General features: G+C 74.1%; 15 protein-coding genes. 6 read left to right on the top strand and 9 right to left on the bottom strand.

All coding sequences use genetic code 11. The annotated features are described in order from the left end of the window. Nucleotides 1–9: 9 nt before the first annotated feature. Nucleotides 10–987: an EamA family transporter gene (locus FHX81_RS10360; RefSeq protein WP_141977314.1), complete on the top strand. Its 978-nt coding sequence runs from the start codon at nt 10–12 to the stop codon at nt 985–987. Here the strand turns inward: FHX81_RS10360 and FHX81_RS10355 are convergent. The 4 genes from FHX81_RS10355 to FHX81_RS10340 form a co-directional block, all read right to left on the bottom strand. Then, the gene (locus tag FHX81_RS10355) at nt 984–2,273 is read right to left on the bottom strand and encodes an acyl-CoA dehydrogenase family protein (protein WP_246107740.1); all 1,290 of its coding nucleotides are present in this window, start codon (nt 2,271–2,273) and stop codon (nt 984–986) included. The genes FHX81_RS10360 and FHX81_RS10355 overlap by 4 nt on opposite strands. 550 nt (nt 2,274–2,823) lie before the next feature. Continuing rightward, on the bottom strand, nt 2,824–3,792 hold the full coding sequence (locus FHX81_RS10350) for a hypothetical protein (protein ID WP_141977310.1): 969 nt from the start codon (nt 3,790–3,792) through the stop codon (nt 2,824–2,826). Nucleotides 3,793–3,967: 175 nt separating this feature from the next. Beyond that, nucleotides 3,968–4,339: an RNA-binding S4 domain-containing protein gene (locus FHX81_RS10345; RefSeq protein WP_141977308.1), complete on the bottom strand. Its 372-nt coding sequence runs from the start codon at nt 4,337–4,339 to the stop codon at nt 3,968–3,970. A 27-nt stretch (nt 4,340–4,366) separates the two neighbouring features. After that, nucleotides 4,367–5,719 (bottom strand): alpha/beta fold hydrolase, encoded by a 1,353-nt coding sequence (locus tag FHX81_RS10340; protein ID WP_141977306.1) that lies wholly within the window; start codon nt 5,717–5,719, stop codon nt 4,367–4,369. 90 nt (nt 5,720–5,809) lie between these two features. Here FHX81_RS10340 and FHX81_RS10335 point away from each other — a divergent pair, with 90 nt between their 5' ends. Further along, on the top strand, nt 5,810–6,871 hold the full coding sequence (locus FHX81_RS10335; RefSeq protein ID WP_141977304.1) for a sensor histidine kinase: 1,062 nt from the start codon (nt 5,810–5,812) through the stop codon (nt 6,869–6,871). Beyond that, nucleotides 6,868–7,500, top strand: a complete 633-nt coding sequence (locus FHX81_RS10330; protein ID WP_141977302.1) for a response regulator — start codon at nt 6,868–6,870, stop codon at nt 7,498–7,500. The genes FHX81_RS10335 and FHX81_RS10330 overlap by 4 nt, the downstream gene beginning before the upstream one ends. A 33-nt stretch (nt 7,501–7,533) precedes the next feature. On the opposite strand, the gene FHX81_RS10325 is transcribed toward FHX81_RS10330, so the two are convergent. Beyond that, nucleotides 7,534–8,724 carry a serine hydrolase domain-containing protein gene (locus FHX81_RS10325; RefSeq protein WP_141977300.1) on the bottom strand — a complete coding sequence of 397 codons (1,191 nt, stop codon included), beginning with the start codon at nt 8,722–8,724 and terminating at the stop codon, nt 7,534–7,536. A gap of 135 nt (nt 8,725–8,859) precedes the next feature. On the opposite strand from FHX81_RS10325, the gene FHX81_RS10320 reads away from it, so the two are divergent. Beyond that, nucleotides 8,860–9,966 carry a sensor histidine kinase gene (locus tag FHX81_RS10320; RefSeq protein WP_170231998.1) on the top strand — a complete coding sequence of 369 codons (1,107 nt, stop codon included), beginning with the start codon at nt 8,860–8,862 and terminating at the stop codon, nt 9,964–9,966. Further along, on the top strand, nt 9,963–10,646 hold the full coding sequence (locus FHX81_RS10315; protein WP_141977298.1) for a response regulator: 684 nt from the start codon (nt 9,963–9,965) through the stop codon (nt 10,644–10,646). Before FHX81_RS10320 ends, FHX81_RS10315 begins: the two co-directional genes overlap by 4 nt. Here the strand turns inward: FHX81_RS10315 and FHX81_RS10310 are convergent, their stop codons facing one another. Further along, nucleotides 10,647–11,762, bottom strand: coding sequence for a glycosyltransferase (locus FHX81_RS10310; RefSeq protein WP_141977295.1), 1,116 nt, complete (start codon nt 11,760–11,762; stop codon nt 10,647–10,649). 115 nt (nt 11,763–11,877) lie between these two features. Between FHX81_RS10310 and FHX81_RS10305 the strand changes: the two genes are divergently transcribed. Further along, a complete protein-coding gene (locus FHX81_RS10305) occupies nt 11,878–12,252 on the top strand; it encodes a hypothetical protein (protein WP_141977293.1) in 375 nt (124 codons plus the stop codon). On the opposite strand, the gene FHX81_RS10300 is transcribed toward FHX81_RS10305, so the two are convergent. The 3 genes from FHX81_RS10300 to FHX81_RS10290 are packed head-to-tail and all read right to left on the bottom strand — an operon-like array spanning nt 12,249 to nt 15,408. Beyond that, nucleotides 12,249–12,989 carry an ABC transporter permease subunit gene (locus FHX81_RS10300; protein WP_141977291.1) on the bottom strand — a complete coding sequence of 247 codons (741 nt, stop codon included), beginning with the start codon at nt 12,987–12,989 and terminating at the stop codon, nt 12,249–12,251. The genes FHX81_RS10305 and FHX81_RS10300 overlap by 4 nt on opposite strands. Further along, on the bottom strand, nt 12,986–14,488 hold the full coding sequence (locus tag FHX81_RS10295) for an ABC transporter permease subunit (protein ID WP_141977289.1): 1,503 nt from the start codon (nt 14,486–14,488) through the stop codon (nt 12,986–12,988). The genes FHX81_RS10300 and FHX81_RS10295 overlap by 4 nt, the downstream gene beginning before the upstream one ends. Next, the gene (locus FHX81_RS10290; protein WP_141977287.1) at nt 14,485–15,408 is read right to left on the bottom strand and encodes an ABC transporter ATP-binding protein; all 924 of its coding nucleotides are present in this window, start codon (nt 15,406–15,408) and stop codon (nt 14,485–14,487) included. The genes FHX81_RS10295 and FHX81_RS10290 overlap by 4 nt, the downstream gene beginning before the upstream one ends. Nucleotides 15,409–15,561 lie beyond the last annotated feature (153 nt).

The following is a 15,561-nucleotide window of genomic DNA, read 5'->3' as shown; positions in this document are numbered from 1 at the left end:
TCATGGGTCATGGCGACAATGACACATGACACGCAGGTGGGCGGGCGGGTGCGGGCCGGGTTGGGCTTCGCACTGCTGTCGGCGTCGTCCTTCGGGTTGTCCGGACCGCTGGCGCGCGGGCTGATGGACGCGGGCTGGTCGTCGGCGGCCGCGGTGGCGGCCCGGGTGCTGTTGGCCGCCGCCGTGCTGACGCCGATCGCGGCCGTCGCGCTGCGCGGCCGGTGGTCCCTGCTGCGCCGGACCGCGCCGTTGATCACGGCCTACGGGCTGGTCGCGGTCGCGGGCTGCCAGCTCGCCTTCTTCAACGCCGTGGCGCACATGGAGGTCGGGGTCGCCCTGCTGGTCGAGTACACCGCGCCGGTGGCCGTGGTCGGCTGGCTGTGGCTGCGGCACGGTCAGCGACCGACCCGGCTGACCGCGCTCGGCGGCGTGCTGGGCCTGCTCGGGTTGCTGCTGGTGCTCGACGTGGTGTCCGGTGCGCGGGTCAGCGCCGTCGGCGTGCTGTGGGCGTTGGCCGCGATGGTGGGCGCGGCGGTGTACTTCGTGCTCAACGCGCGGGACGCGGACGGGCTGCCGGGCGTGGTGCTGGCCGCGGGTGGGCTGCTGGTGGGCGGCGTCGTGCTGGTGCTCGCGGGCGCGGTCGGGATCGTCGGGTTCTCGGTGTCGGCGGAGCCGGTCGCGTTCGACGGGTTCACCGTGGCGTGGTGGCCGCCGCTGCTCGCGCTGGGCGTGGTGACGGCGGCCCTGGCGTACGTCGCCGGCATCGCCGCGACCAGGCGGCTGGGCTCGCGGCTGGCGTCGTTCGTGGCGTTGACCGAGGTCGTGATGGCGCTGGTGTTCGCGTGGCTGCTCCTCGGCGAAGCACCCGGTCCCGTCCAACTGGCCGGCGGCGCGTCGATCCTCGGCGGCGTGGTGGCGGTGAAGCTGGGTGAGCCGCGCGGTGGCCGGGCCCCCCGGTCGGCGGAGGGCCCGGCGTCGACGCGTTAGCGGGCCGCCGCGACCGCGGGTTCGCCGAGCGGCAGGTTCGCCGGCTCGCCCGCCACGAGCGTGACCCGATCGAGGGCGACGCTGCTCGCGCGCAGCTTGTCGGCCAGCCGCGCCGACCACTGGTCCTGGTAGGTGCCCAGAGCCACCTCGGCCAGTCGCAGCCGCTGGATGTCCGACGTGCCGGCGGGGGAGTAGATGTGGTTCGCGTCGCGCAGCAGGCGCTCGACCGTGCGGCCGGGGTCGAGCCCGTACGCGGCGTGGATCTCCATCGCCGTGCGTGCCGAGTCCAAAGAGGACTCGACGTTGAGCAGCTTGGCGCTGATCAGGTCCGCGTCGCACGGCGCGCCCTGGTCGAGCTGGTGCGCGGCGTAGTAGGCGGCCAGGCGCGCGGTCATGAGCTGGGACTGCATCTGCCCCAGCTTCTGCTTCACGGTGGGCAGCTCGGCCAGCGGCTTGCCGTACCGCCGGTGGGCGCGGGCGAACTCGACGGTCTGCTCCACGATCGCGCGGTGGATGCCGAGCGACACCGCGGTCAGGTTGGGGCGCCCGTACAGGACGCTGGACGAGTACGCGACGGCGAGGCCGTCCCCCTCGGCGCCCAGCAGGTTCGCCGCGGGCACCCGGCAGTCCTCGAAGACCAGCTCGCCGAAGCTGAAGCCGTGCAGGCCCATGGCGGGCCGGTGCGGCGCGAGCGAGAAGCCCGGCGCGGTCGACTCCACCAGGAACGCGGACAGCCCACCGGAACCGGGCCCGGTGCGGACCACCACCCCGTGCAGGTCGCCGACGTGGCTGTTGCCCACGAACACCTTGCGCCCGTTGAGCACGTACTCGTCGCCGACCCGTTCCGCCGTGCTGGACATGCCGAGCACGTGCCCGCCCGCGTCCGGCTCGGTCACCGCGATGGTCGGCAGGCACCGGCCGTCGCCGACCCGGGGCAACCAGTGCCGCTTCTGCTCCTCGTTGCCGAAGTGCACGATCTTCGCGACACCGAGCTGGGACGCCTGCACCATCGCGCCCATCGCGCCGCTGACGCGGGACAGCTCCTCGATGATGATGGTCTTGGCCAGGTGGCCCAGGCCCAGGCCGCCGTACTCCGGGTCGACGGTGACGCCGAGCCAGCCCTGGCGCGCGATCAGTCGGGACAGCTCGGTGTGGACGGCCTTGGACTCCTCCATGCCCGCCACCGCGGGCGCGACCTCCGCCTCGGCGAACGCGCGCACCTCGGCGCGCAACCGCTCGTGCTGCGGCGTGGTGAAGTAACCGGTCGTTCGGGACGCGAGGCTCACTGGACATTCCCCCATGGATTTTGTGCCCGCCGGTTTTTCGGCAGCGCGAACTCCCCGGTGCGTTGCGCGCCGTGCCCGATTTCGGGCTCATCACACACTCGGTCGAGTGGGTCGGCAATACCGGTGTACCAGGTCGCTTCGGGCTTCCGCCAATAGTGGTCCGAATGGCCGGTAATGCGAGTGCCCGGTGTCGTTCCCGATCGCCACGGCCGGTGATCGAGACAGTGTTACAGTTATATTACTCCAGGTCACAGCCTTAGTTGCGAAAGCGGGTGCAGGCCTGCGGAATTATCGGACGCGAGTCGGTGCTAGGCGGAATATGTTCGCCTACGATGGTTACCGTGGGTGACAGTTCGCTGTCCGATATGTCGCCTGTCGGGGGGTTCTGAATGGTTGGGCGAATGCATTGCAACGTCCGGCGGCATCATGAGGTTCGCTCATGTGGAATGGGTGTTTCGTTGTTGCGGACAAGTGGCACGAGTAGTACTCGGGTGGAATTGGCGCGGGCGGCGCGGTGCCCCGGACGCGGTGAGGTCGATCGCGGCGCGGATCATCGGGCGTGGCGGGAGAGCAGTGCGGCGCGTTCGGCTCGGACCCGGGCGACCCGCGCCGCCTGGTCGGGGTGGCCGGCCAGCACGCGTTCGGCGTGCGCGAACTCGCGCCACGCCTCCGCGTCCGCCTCGTCGGAGCCGAGGGCGGCCAAGCCGATCCCGCGCCACAACCGCAACACCCCCACCACCGGCGCGCCCGGTGCCCGGGGCTCGATCACGGCCAACTGCCGGTCCACGCAAGGCAGGGCGTCGTTCGCACCCTCCCGCGACAACGCCGCCTCGCACCACCGGTCCACCGCGTCGGCCGTCACCACCGCGGCAGGCGCGTGCCTCAGCAACAGATCGATGCTGCGCGCCAGGTGCACCTCCGCCTCCCCCGCCCGGCCGAGGTCGTCCAACGCCTGCCGCAGGACGTGGTGGCCGACCCCGGCGGCGAACCCGCCCGGCTCGATCCGCTCCGCCACCTCGACCGCCTCGCGAGCGGCACGCTCGGCGGCACGCACCTCGCCGCGCGACCGGAGCGTGCGCGACAGCTCGGTGAGCGTCCCGACCACCGCCTCACCGGTCCGGTCCGCCTGCCGTTGGATCGCCAACGCGGCGGTGAACGCCCGGAGCGCGTCGTCCACCGCCCCCGTGTCCCGCAACGCGCACGCGCGACAACAAAGCACCGTGGCGTGCAGCGCGCTGTTCGGCTCGACCAGCTCGAGAGCGTTCGCCAACGTCTCCAGCGCGCGGTGGGCGTTGCCGAGTTCCACGTCCACCCGGCCGTGACCGGCCAACGCGTGCGCGAGCAGCGTGGCGACCTCACGGTCACCGGGATCGAGGCCGTCCAGCTCGTACGCGGCTACCGCGTACAGGTCGGCGGCCTCCGGCAACCGTCCCGCCAGCACCGCCGAGTCGCCCTCCCGCAGCCGCCAGCGGGCCAGTCCGACCCGCCCGTTGCGCTCGTCCCGCTGCTTGCGCGCCACCGCACCTCCCGACCGCACCGCGGCTGTGCGGGCCGCTCACGCGAGAACGCCGTCCTTTCCTTGATCGGTTGGACTCCATCCCCCGTTAGGAGGACATCGCTCGGTTCACCCGAACGGAACAAGGGTCAGGTGGGCCATCCAGGGGTGCACGGGACCGCCACCCGGACCCGTGCGCTCAGAACTGCCCGCCGCGGAACTTGTCGAGCACCCGCCGTTCCCGCTTGGTGGGCCGGCCCGCGCCGCGTTCCCGCCGGGCGACCGGCGCGGGGGCCTCGGTCGGCGGTGGCGGCGGCGGGGTCCGGTCGAGGAAGCAGCCGACCGCGTCCGCCGCGCCGACGCGTTTCTGGATCACCCGGACGACTTCCACGATCCGGGTTGTGTCACCCACTCGTGCACGCACTTCGTCACCAGGGGACACCGACGTGGCGGGCTTGGCCGGCTTGTCGTTGACGCGCACGTGCCCGCCCCGGCACGCCGCCGCCGCGTCGGATCGGGTCTTGGTCAGCCGGACCGCCCACAGCCAGCGGTCCACACGGGTGGACTCCACGCCGTACATCATGGCCTGTCGGCGCGGTCACGGGCACGAGGCGTCGGCGGGTGGCAGCCGCCGTTCGGTGACGTACGCGCTCACGTGCTCGACCACGCACGCGTTCATCATGCCCGCGAACAGGTTGTGACCGGGCCCGTCGTGGAAGATCGTGCGGCTGCCCGGCACCTGGTCCGTCACCCGCTTCGTGGCCGCGTGGTCCTGCCAGGTGCCCGCACCCAGGAACGGCGGCAGCGCCACCGGCAGCGGCGCGGGCGGGTTGGCCGTCCGCGTCGGCCAACCCGTGCACGTCAGCGGCAGGTGCCAGGCCAGGGGGAACGACGCGCCGGTGTTCGGCGCGATCCGCCGCAGCCGCTCGACGGTGCGCGTGACCCGCGGGAAGTCCGCGTGCGGGAAGTCCAGGCACTCCTTCACACCGCCGCCGGGCAGCCCGGGGTTCGGGTCACGGCCCGCCGCGGGTGCGAAACCGGACGCGTCGCCCGCCTCGGCCGCCGCGATGGCCCGCACGACTTCCTCCCACTGCGCCGGGCGCCGGAGCTTGCCGAACGCGAGCGCCTGCAACTGCGTGCCGTCGTAGGCGGTGTTCGCGGTGAGGGCCGGGACCGGTTCGGCGTCGGCGCGGGCGACCAACGCCTGCCAGCGCCGCTCGACGTCCGCCCCGGCCCAGTCCAGGAACCGCCGGACGAACGCCTCGTTGTCCCGGGCGATGGCGTCGAGTTCCCGTTCCCAGTCACGGGTGCTGTGGTTCCCCGTGCCGTCGACGTAGACCGTGCGCACCCGGTGCGGGTACCGCCGCGCGTAGGCCTGCGCGATCACACCGCCGTACGAGGTGCCGATGAAGTTCACCCGCCGCTCGCCCAGCGCGACCCGGATGGCCTCGACGTCACGGGCGTCGCTGCCGGAGTCCATGCGGTCGAACAGCTCGGGGTCGGTGGCCCGGCACCGCTCGCCGCGCTCGCGGTTGGCCGCGACGAGCCGGTCGAACCCGGCCTGGTCGGCGGGGAAGCGGGGCGTGCGCAGCAACGACCAGTCGCACGCCAGCGCGGGGCGGCTCAGGCCGGGGTAGCCGCGCGGGTCCCACGTGACGACGTCCATCGACTCGCGGACCCGGTCGAAGACCTGCGGCCGGGACCGCAGGATCGCGATCTGATCGCCTTGCGGCCCGCCGAAGTTGACCAGCACCGAGCCCCGGCGCGGGCCGGTCGCGGGCAGGCGGGCCAGCGTCAGCGTGATGGTCCGGGACGAGGTCACGGGCACGGGCAGGTCGGCGCACTCGGCGACCGCGCCGGCACCGGGGCACGGCTGCCAGTCGAGCGCCCGGTGCGGCTGGTGGGCGTGTGGCGGCACGACGAGCAGCAGTGGGAGCAGGAGTTTGATCACCCGACCCACGCTAGGGAGTCGCGGTGGCCGGGCGCTGTTCGCGATCGTCGCTCGGGCTGTCCACCAAAGTGGATGGCTAGGGTGGCGACCATGGCGAGGACTGCGCTGCTGCTCGCGGTGGTGGTGGCCGACACCGGGTCGGCGTGGCTGAGCGGCGTGGGGGGACTGGGGGTCGTGGCCGCGGTGACGGCGGCGGTCCTGGCCCTGGCCGCGCGCCGGCCGCTCGTGGCGTTCCCGGCGGCGGTGGGGATGGCGTTGGTGACGGGCGGTTCGCTGGCGCTGCTGGCGTGCACGAGCTTCCAGACCGGACGACGCGTGGGATCCCGTCGTGAGCTGGCCTGGGTCGCCGCCGCCGCGGTCACCTACCCGGTGTTGTCGCTCGTCCTGACGCCACGGCTCGGGACCGACCCGTGGCCCACGCTGGCCCGGGTGGCGCTGCTGGTGGCGTTGCCGCTGGCCGCCGGGGTGCACTCCACCCGGCAGGCCGAGCTGGCGCGGACGGGGGAACGGCTGCGCATCGCGGTGGACATGCACGACTCGCTCGGCCGGTGGCTCAGCCTGGTGTCGGTGCAGGCCGCGGCCCTGGAGGTGGCACCGCTGCCGGCGGACCAACGCCCGGCGGCCCGCGACCTCGCCCACGCCGCCCGCACCGCCGTGGACGAGCTGCACGCCGTCGTGGCCGCCCTGCGCGACGAGCCGGGCTTGGCCGGGGTGGACGGGCTGGTGGCCGACTTCCGCCGGGCCGGTGTCGCGGTGACGGTCGAGCGGTCGGGCGAGGTCAGGCCGATCACGCGGGACGCGGGCCACGCCGCCTACCGGGTCGTGCAGGAAGGCCTGACCAACGCCGCGCGGCACGCACCCGGCCGCCCGGTCGTCGTGTCGCTGGCCTGGCAGCCCGACGCACTGCTGGTCGGCGTGACCAACCCGACCGACCCGACCGCGCCGACCGGTGCGGCGAAGCCGGCCCCACCGACCGGTGTGGCCGACGCGAGCGGCGCGGGGGTGCGGACCGCCGGTGGAACCGGGTTGACCGGGCTGGCCGAACGGGTTCGGGCGGCCGGCGGGCTGCTGCGCGTGCGCGCGGAGGCGGACGGGTTCCGGGTGGTCGCGATGCTGCCGGTCGCGGTGGACCGGGTGGGGGCCGCCGCGTGATCAAGGTGTTGATCGCCGACGACGAACCGCTGATCACCGCGGGCATCCGGGCGGTGCTGGGATCGGTGGACGACCTCGACGTGGTCGCGGTGGCCGCGGACGGGCGGGAAGCCGTGGACGCCGCCCGTCGCCACCGCGTGGACGTGGCGTTGCTCGACCTCGCCATGCCGGTGCTGGACGGCCTGGCCGCCGCAGCCGCGATGAGCGGACCCCGGGTGGTGGTGCTGACCGCGTTCGGCGACGAGGTGAACGTGCGCCGGGCGATGCGGCAGGGTGTCGACGGGTTCGTGCTGAAGAACTGCGCGCCGGACGAGCTGATCCGGGCCGTTCGGGCGGTGCACGCCGGTGAGGCGTACCTGTCGCCCGCCGTGGCGCGGCACGTGCTCGGGATGGTCGCGGTCCGCGACGGGCGTCACGAGGACGCCGCACGCCGGCTGGCCGCGCTCACACCCCGCGAGTCCGACATCGTCGCCCTGCTTGCCGAAGGGCTGTCGAACGCCGAGGTGGGCCGCCGCGTGCACCTGAGCGAGGCCACCATCAAGACGTACGTGAGCCGCGCCCTGGCCAAGCTGGGCTGCCGCAACCGGGTCGAGGCGGCCCTGCTGGTCCGGGACGCGGCCGGGCGGTAGGGCGCCACCGGGACGCCCTACCGCCGCGGAAGATCACCGCACGCCGCAGAGCGCGTGCTCGACCAGGTCCGCGGTGACCTCCCGGACCGGCTTGGGCGCGCCGGGCTCGGGCACCATCGAGTCGGTGTTGATCGACACCATCACGCTGCGCTTGCCGTCCGGCGTCACGCCGTTGCGGGTCCGGAAACCCGGGATGTCGCCGCCGTGCGACCAGTAGCCGCCGCACGAGCTGGGGATGAACATGATCCCCAGGCCGTACTCGGCGCCCGGCCAGCCGCCGTCCAGGTCGGGCGCGCGCACCGTCTTCGTCATCTCGGCGAGCTGCGCCGGCCGCAGCACCTTGCCGCCGAACAGCGCCTTGAGGAACTTGTTGCCGTCCTCGGTGGTGCTGATCATGTCACCGGCCGCCCCGCCCCACGACGGGTTGTACTGCGTCACGTCGAGCGCCCGGCCGTACCGCGGGTCGTTCGGGTCGGCCTCCAGGCCCTTCTCCGGGAACCGCTCGTAGGCCGTGGCATGGGGACGCGGCAGGAACGGCGACGTGCCGGGCAGGGTGGTGTCGCGCAGGCCCAGGGGGCGCACGATGCGGGCGCGCACCTCGTGCTGCCAGGTGTTGCCGGTGACGCGTTCGATGATCATCCCGGCCAGGATGTAGCCGGTGTTGGAGTAGCGCCACTGCTCGTTCGGCGCGAAGTCGGGCTTCTCCCGCATCGCCAGCGCCACGAGCTGCTCCGGCTGGTAGGTCCGGTACCGGACGTTCGGGAACTCCCGCTCCAGGAACAGCTCCGGCATCTTGCCGACGTAGTTGTAGAGGCCGCCGGTGTGCTGCAACAGGTTCCGCACGGTGATCTTCGAACCGTCGTTGCCGTTGCCCGCGACGACACCGGGCAGCCACTCCTCGACGGTGTCCTCGAGGGACAGCCGGCCCTCGCCGACCAGTTGCAGCACGGTCGCGGCGACGAACGTCTTGGTGTAGCTGCCGATGCGGAACTTCGCCTGCCACGGCACGGGGGTCCGCCGGTCCACGTCGCCGTAACCGCTGCGCACCCGCACGTCGCCGCGTGGTGTGTCCACTTCGACCAGCACACCCGGTGCACCCTGCACGAGCAACGCGTCGGCGTGCCGCTGGAGGGTCCTGGTGTCGGTGCGGTGCTCGGCGTGGGCCGTGCCCGCCGTGGTCAGGGTCAGCGCCGCGATCACCACGGCCGCAGGAAGTCGTTTCATGTCACCGAACCGTAGGCACGCGCGGTGCTCGCGTCGTCGCCCTGTGATGGCATCCCGTCCTACCCCCGTGGGGGTAGCGCGGAATCCGCCCGCGGGGTGGCGACGGCGGACGGGTCGCGCCACTACCTTGGGCTGGTGCTGGCGACACTCAAGCCGATCCGGTTGGACCTGCTGCTCGCGGCGGTGCTGACCACGTTGACCGTGGCGACCGCGGTGGACCAGAGCGGTGCGCACAACTGGGCGGCGCACGTGCTGGCCGCGCTCACCGTCGTGCCGATCGCCCTGCGCCAGCTCGCGCCCGTGCTCACGATGGCGGTCATGCTGGGCGCGCTGGCGGCCTACAGCCTGCTGGAGTTCGGCGGCCTGCCCAGCGGGGGCGTCGGCGTGCTGATCGGCATGTTCACCGTGGCCACCCTGCGGACCCGGCTGGTGGCCGCGGTCGTGTTCGGGGTGACGACGGTGGTCGTGGTCCTGGCGTTCCTGCGGGTCGCCGTGGGCGCGTGGTCGGAGGTGGCGCAGTCGGTGGTGGTCGTGGTCGGCGCGTGGATGCTCGGTGAGGGCACGCGGCGGTGGGCGCACCGGGCCGAGCGGCTGGCCGAGCAGGCCGCGCGGGCGGTCGCGGACGAGCGGGTGCGCATCGCGCGGGAGCTGCACGACATCGTCGCCCACCACATGTCGGTGATCTCGTTGCAGGCCGGCGTGGCGCAGTACGTGCTGGACACCGACCTGGCGACGGCGCGCCGGGCGATCACCACGGTCGGCGACACGAGCCGCGAGGCGTTGACCGAGATGCGGCGCCTGCTGGACGTGCTGCGGGTGGACCCGGACGACGACTACCGGCCGCAACCCGGCCTGTCGGCGCTGGACGGGCTGGTCGAACGGGCCCGCGGCGCGGGGCTGCCGGTCGACGTGGTGGTCACCGGCGTAACGCGCGAGCTCCAGCCGGGGCCGGACCTGTGCGCGTACCGGGTGGTGCAGGAGTCGTTGACCAACGTGCTCAAGCACGCCGGGCCGGCGCGGGCGCGGATCGACGTGGACTACGGGGAGCAGACCCTGGTGGTCAAGGTGACCGACGACGGCCGGGCGGCGCGGCCGGGCGACCCGGACCACCAGGCGCACGGCATCCGCGGCATGCGTGAGCGCGCCGAGCTGTACGGGGGCGTGCTCACCGCCGGACCGACCGCCGGCGGCGGGTTCGGCGTGGTGCTGCGGCTGCCGATGGGCGAGGTGGCGGCGAGGTGACCATCCGCGTGCTCGTGGCCGACGACCAGGCGCTCATCCGCGCGGGCCTGGTCGCCCTGTTCACCGCCGCGCCGGGCTTCGAGGTGGTGGGCGAGGCCGCCGACGGTGAGCAGGCCGTGGCGGCGGCGGCGCGGACCTCGCCCGACGTGATCCTGATGGACATCCGGATGCCCGTGCTGGACGGCATCGGGGCCACCCGCGAGATCCTCGCCGCGCACCGGGACGAGCCGCCCCGGATCATCGTGCTGACCACGTTCGACCTGCCCGAGTACGTCTACACCGCGCTGGGCGAGGGCGCGTCCGGGTTCCTGGTCAAGGACACCCCGCCGGACCGGATCATCTCCGCCGTCCGCACCATCCACGCGGGGGACATCCTGGTCGCGCCGCACATCACGCACCGGCTGATCGAGACCTACGCCCAGCACCACCGGGCCACCGCCGTCGGCGCGCCGCAGCTCGCGGCGCTGACCGCGCGGGAGACCGAGGTGCTGCGCCTGGTCGGCAACGGGCTGACCAACGGCCAGATCGCCCAACGCCTGGTGCTCAGCGAGGCGACGGTGAAGACGCACGTCAAGCGCACCATGGGCAAGCTCGGCCTGTCCAGCCGCGCGCAGGCCGTCGTGGTCGCCTACGAGACCGGCCTGATCGTGCCGACGGCCCACCGCGAGCGCGACGGGTAGTCAGGTCGCGAGTCGCTCCAGCAGCGGCACGGCCCGCGCGGGCTCGGGCAGGTCAAGCATCTCCGCCCGCAGGCGGAGGGCCGCCCGCCGGTACGCGGGGTCCGCCAGCACCTCCGCCACCGCCGTGCGCACGTCGTGCGGCGTGGCGGCGACGGGGTCCAGCTCCCGGCCCACGCCCAGCCGCACGCACTGCTCGGCGTTCTGCGGCTGGTCCGCGCCCAGCGGCAGCAGCACGGTCGGCAACCCGTGCGCCAACGCGCCGATGACGCTGCCCGACCCGCCGTGCGAGACCACCAGGTCGCAGTGCGGCAGCACGGCGTCCTGCGGCACGAAGCGCTCGACGCGCACACCGGGCCGTTGCGGGCCCAACGTCGCCGGGTCGACGTGCTTGCCGACGGTCGCGACCACGTCCACCGGCAGGTCGCCCAGCCCGGCCAGCACGCGGGAGAACAGGTCGCCCGACTCGGTGTTGAACTCCGTGCCGAGGGTGAAGTAGACGGTCGGCCGGTCGGACCGGCCCACCGGCCCGACCGGCGGCCGGACCGGGAACGCCGTGTTCGGCAGCGGGTGCGCCGGGTCGCGGAAGCTCGGCGGGAACGGCGAGATCACCAGGTGCCGGCGCAGCATCACCAGGTCGGGGTCGGGCGGCAGGCCGAGGTCGGCGCGCAGCTCGCCCAGCGCCTCACCGACCACCTCGGGCCGCACGAACGAGCCGGAGGCGATCACCTGCGCGTTGGCGTGGGGCAGACCGAGCTTCTCGGCCGCGAGCACGCTGCCGAAGTCGACTTCCTCGCACACCACCACGTCCGGTCGCCACCGCGTGAACAGGTCCAGGTACAGCGGCACCCGCCCGGCCGCGCCGCGCCGCGCGAAACCGTCCCGCAGCTCCTGGGCGTCACGCTCGCGGTCGGGCACGAGCAACGGCCCGACCTGCGCGCGCTCGGCGCCTCCCGCACCCACCGCGACCGCCGTGAACCCGGCCGCCTCGACCGCCTCGTGCCGATCCGGCGCCGCCGCGACCGCCACGGTGTGCCCGGCCGCGACCACGGCCGACGCGAGCGGCACCAGAGGCCGGAAGTGGCCGATCCCGCCGATGAAGGTGAACAGCACGCGCATCGGGCCAGCCTATAGATCACCCACCGGCCGCACGCCGTGTTCGGTCAGGTCCCGGACAGGGGGGTGATCACGCCCCGGAGACCGGATCGGGGTGCCCGGCGCTAGCATCCGCCCCGTGGACAAGATTCGGGCCGGGTGCTGGTCGGTGGTCGCGCTCGTGGTCGCGCAGACGCTCGCCACGCTGCTGTCCGGCGACCTGGCCGAGATGCGGGTCGTCGGCGTGCTCTTCAACGCCGCCGCCGCGTTCTCCACCTACCTGGTGCTGCGCCGGCCCGACCGCAACCGCTGGCCCCTGGTCGCCTGGTCGGCCGGGTTCTTCGGCTGGCACGTGACCGGCCTGCTCACCCTCGCCGGCGTGGCGACCACCGGCCTGGACGCGGTGTTCACGGTCGGGAGCGACCCGCGGCTCTCGATCCTCTACCAGGTGGTGCTGACGACCCTCGCGGGGTTCGCCGTGCACCTGCTGCTGCCCAGGCCGAAGAAGCCCTAGGCGTCACGCAGCCGCAGCAGCACGCCGCCGACCAGCAGCGCACCCGCCGCCCACAGGCCCAGCACGCCCAGCCCCGCCCACGGGCTGATCGACAGCGCGTCGAGGTTCGTGGTGGCCTGCACCGCGAGCCCCGCCGTCATCGGGCTGATCCGCTGCAACCGGCGGACCCAGTCGGGGTCGGACACCACCGCGGCCACGACCGGGAACAGGTACAGCAGGCCCAGCACCAGCCCGATGGCCGCCGCCGCGTCCCGCACCGCGGTGGCCACGCCGACGCTCAGCAGCCCGACCAGCACCAGGTAGAGCACCGAGCCGACGGCCGCGCGCACCACCACCCCGTCGACCGGCGCGTCGGCGACGTCCGCCAGGAGCACCCGCCCGACCGGCACCGCCACCAGCACCGCCACCGCGCCCGCCGCCAGCACCAGCGCGCCGACCACGGCCGCCTTCGCCGCCAGCACGGTGGACCGGCGCGGCAGCGCGGCCAGCGTCACCCGGATCATCCCCGTGCCGTACTCGCCGCCGACCGCGAGCACGGCCAGCACGGCGACCACGGCCTGCCCGAACACGACCCCGGTCAGGCTCGTCTTCACCGGGTCGCCGCACCCGGTGCCGGCGCACGCGGCCGACGCCGCGACCCCCGCCGCCGCGGTCAGCAGCACCACGGCGGCCAGCAGCCACGCCGTGCCCGCCACCGTGCGCAGCTTCGTCCACTCGACGTGCAGCGCCTCCTTCACGCGTCCCTCCGCCGCAGCACGAGGACCGCCACGCCCAGCGCGACCGCCGTGTACCCGCAGAGCACCGCGAAACCGCCCGCCGGGCTCAACGGGAAGTAGCCGTCGGCGGGCGCGTAGGCGGCCGTGACCTGGTGGTACTCCGGCAGGCTCTGCTGCACCGCGAACGCGGCCGCCGGCGTGACCCGCAGCAGCCAGTCCGACGGTCCGACCGGCAGCACGGACGCGATCGCCAGGACGTACGGCAGCACGATCGCCACGATCACCGCCGCCACCGCGCCCGCGCTGCGCCGCAGCACCGTGCCGACCGCCAGGCTGAACACCGCCGCCACCGCCAGCAGCGCCGCCGTGCCGACGAGCACCCGCAGCTCGGTCGCGGTCGGCACGGGGAACGCGTAGAACCCCTTGCCCGCCTCGACCGCCCGCACCAGCGGTGTCGCGACCAGGGCGGCGGCCAGCCCGGTGACGAACGTGACCGCGCCGATCACCACCGCCTTCGCCGCCAGCACCCGGCCGCGGCGCGGGCTCGCGGCGAGGCTGGTGCGGATCAGCCCCCGCCGGTACTCCGACGTCATGAACGTCGCCGCCACCACGATGACCGCGATCAACCCGGCGAACGCGCCCACCAGCCGGCCCTCGACGGTCCGGCCCAGGCCGCCGCGCCCGGCCACCACCGGCGCGATGTCGCCGGACCCGCGGACCGTGACGCCGTCGGAGGTCTCCTCGAACCCGGACCCGGCGCCACCGCCCCGTCCACCGAGGTCGCCGACGACGGCACCGGCCCACGTCCGGTCCGGCCACGAGCCCTGGAGGTCGATCCGGTCGAACTCGGCCGTCGCCGACGTCGGGAAGCTGGTGCCGCTCGCGCCGGCGAACGACTCGGTGATCACCTCGTGGTGCGGCGAGGACGCGAACAACCCGGCCCGCACGGTCGCCGGCAGCCCCGGCAGGCGCACCGCGCCGACCAGGTGCCAGGTCACGCCGTCCGGTGACTCGTGGCCGGTGATCGTGTCGCCCGACCGGGTCAGGCGCAGCCACGTCGGCGTCGCGCGCAGCGTGCCCGCCACGTCACCGGTGAAGTTGTGCTGCAACCGCACGCCGTGCCCGCCGGTCAGCGTCAACGCCGCGTACGGCGATCCCGGCGCGGTGCTCTCCTTGACGATGATCCCGCCCTTGGTCCACGGCCGCGTGTCCGGCTGACCGTCCAAAGAGGACACCGCCGCCAACGACGTCACGCGGGCGGTGATGCTGCCGTCACCGGTGAACGCCCGGTGCGCGAACGAGAAGTTGTCCACCACCGGCTCGCCGTCCGGCCCGAGCGGCGGCGTCGCGCCCGCGCACGGCTCGCCGCCCGGTCCACTGCACGAGAAGTTGCTCGCCGCCGCCGCGAACAACCCCATCAGCACGATCACCAGCGCCGCCGCGACCAGGCCGAGCACCCAGCCGCGCACGGTGCGCAGCTTCGTCCACTCGGCCCGCAGCGCCTGCCCGAACCCGCTCACCGCACCCCCTCGGCCGCGTGGAACTCGACCGCGTCGCGGGTCAGCTCCATGTAGGCCTCTTCGAGGGACGCGCGGTGCGCCGACACCTCCGAGAACGGCACCGCGCCCTCGCCCAGCAGCGCCACCACCCGCTCACCGGACAGCCCCGACACGGTGAGCGCGTCCGCCCCGGTGACCGCGACCGTCGCGCCCGCCCGTGCCAGCGCGGTCGTCGCCTCGGCGCGGGCGGTGGTGCGCACCGTGACCCGCGCACCGGACGCCGCCTCGATCAGCTCGGCCACCCCGACGTCGGCGATGACCTTGCCCCGCCCGACGATCACCACGTGCTCGGCGGTGTCCTGGAGCTCGCTCATCAGGTGGCTGGACACCAGCACCGCCCGGCCCTCGGCGGCCAGCGACCGCAGGAAACCGCGCACCCACCGGATGCCCTCGGGGTCCATGCCGTTGACCGGTTCGTCCAGCACGAGCACCGGCGGGTCGCCGAGCAGCGCCGCCGCGATGCCCAGCCGCTGCCGCATGCCCAGCGAGTAGCCGCCCGCCCGGCGCCGGATCGCCGACGTCAGGCCGACCCGTTCGGCGACCTCGTCCACCCGCCGCGCGCCCAGGCCCTGGGAGTGCGCCAGCCACAGCAGGTGGTTGCGGCCGGTGCGGCTCGGTTGCAGGGCCGCCGCGTCCAGCAGCGACCCGACCTGCCGCAACGGGTGCCGCAGGCTCCGGTAGGGCCGGCCGCCGACCAGCGCGTGCCCCTCGTCGACCGAGTCCAGGCCCAGGATCACCCGCATCGTGGTGGACTTCCCGGCGCCGTTCGGGCCGACGAAGCCGGTGACCCGGCCCGGTGCGACGGTGAACGTCATCCCGTCCAGGGCCACGGTCCGCCCGTACCGCTTGCGCAGCCCGGAGACTTCGATGGTTGCTTCCATGCCGGGAAGGCTAGGCAGCGGCGACCGCCGCGGTCGTCACGCCGGAGAGCCGTCCACGCCGTGGCTGACGTGGGGGAGGGGCATCCCCCTTGGGAGGGACGCCGGTGTCACCACCTGCGGTGACGCCGCCGCGCGGATCGGCGGACACAATGA

Origin of the sequence: Saccharothrix saharensis (assembly GCF_006716745.1) — a bacterium.
Lineage (GTDB): Bacteria > Actinomycetota > Actinomycetes > Mycobacteriales > Pseudonocardiaceae > Actinosynnema > Actinosynnema saharense.
The sequence above is the reverse complement of the archived record's forward strand: the minus strand, read 5'-3'. Positions and strand labels throughout refer to the sequence as shown.

Coding starts and splice junctions, on each gene's coding strand:
- FHX81_RS10335 (WP_141977304.1), top strand. CDS start 5,810: ATGGCGAGGACTGCGCTGCTGCTCGCGGTGGTGGTGGCCGACACCGGG.
- FHX81_RS10360 (WP_141977314.1), top strand. CDS start 10: ATGGCGACAATGACACATGACACGCAGGTGGGCGGGCGGGTGCGGGCC.
- FHX81_RS10325 (WP_141977300.1), bottom strand. CDS start 8,724: ATGAAACGACTTCCTGCGGCCGTGGTGATCGCGGCGCTGACCCTGACC.
- FHX81_RS10290 (WP_141977287.1), bottom strand. CDS start 15,408: ATGGAAGCAACCATCGAAGTCTCCGGGCTGCGCAAGCGGTACGGGCGG.
- FHX81_RS10310 (WP_141977295.1), bottom strand. CDS start 11,762: ATGCGCGTGCTGTTCACCTTCATCGGCGGGATCGGCCACTTCCGGCCT.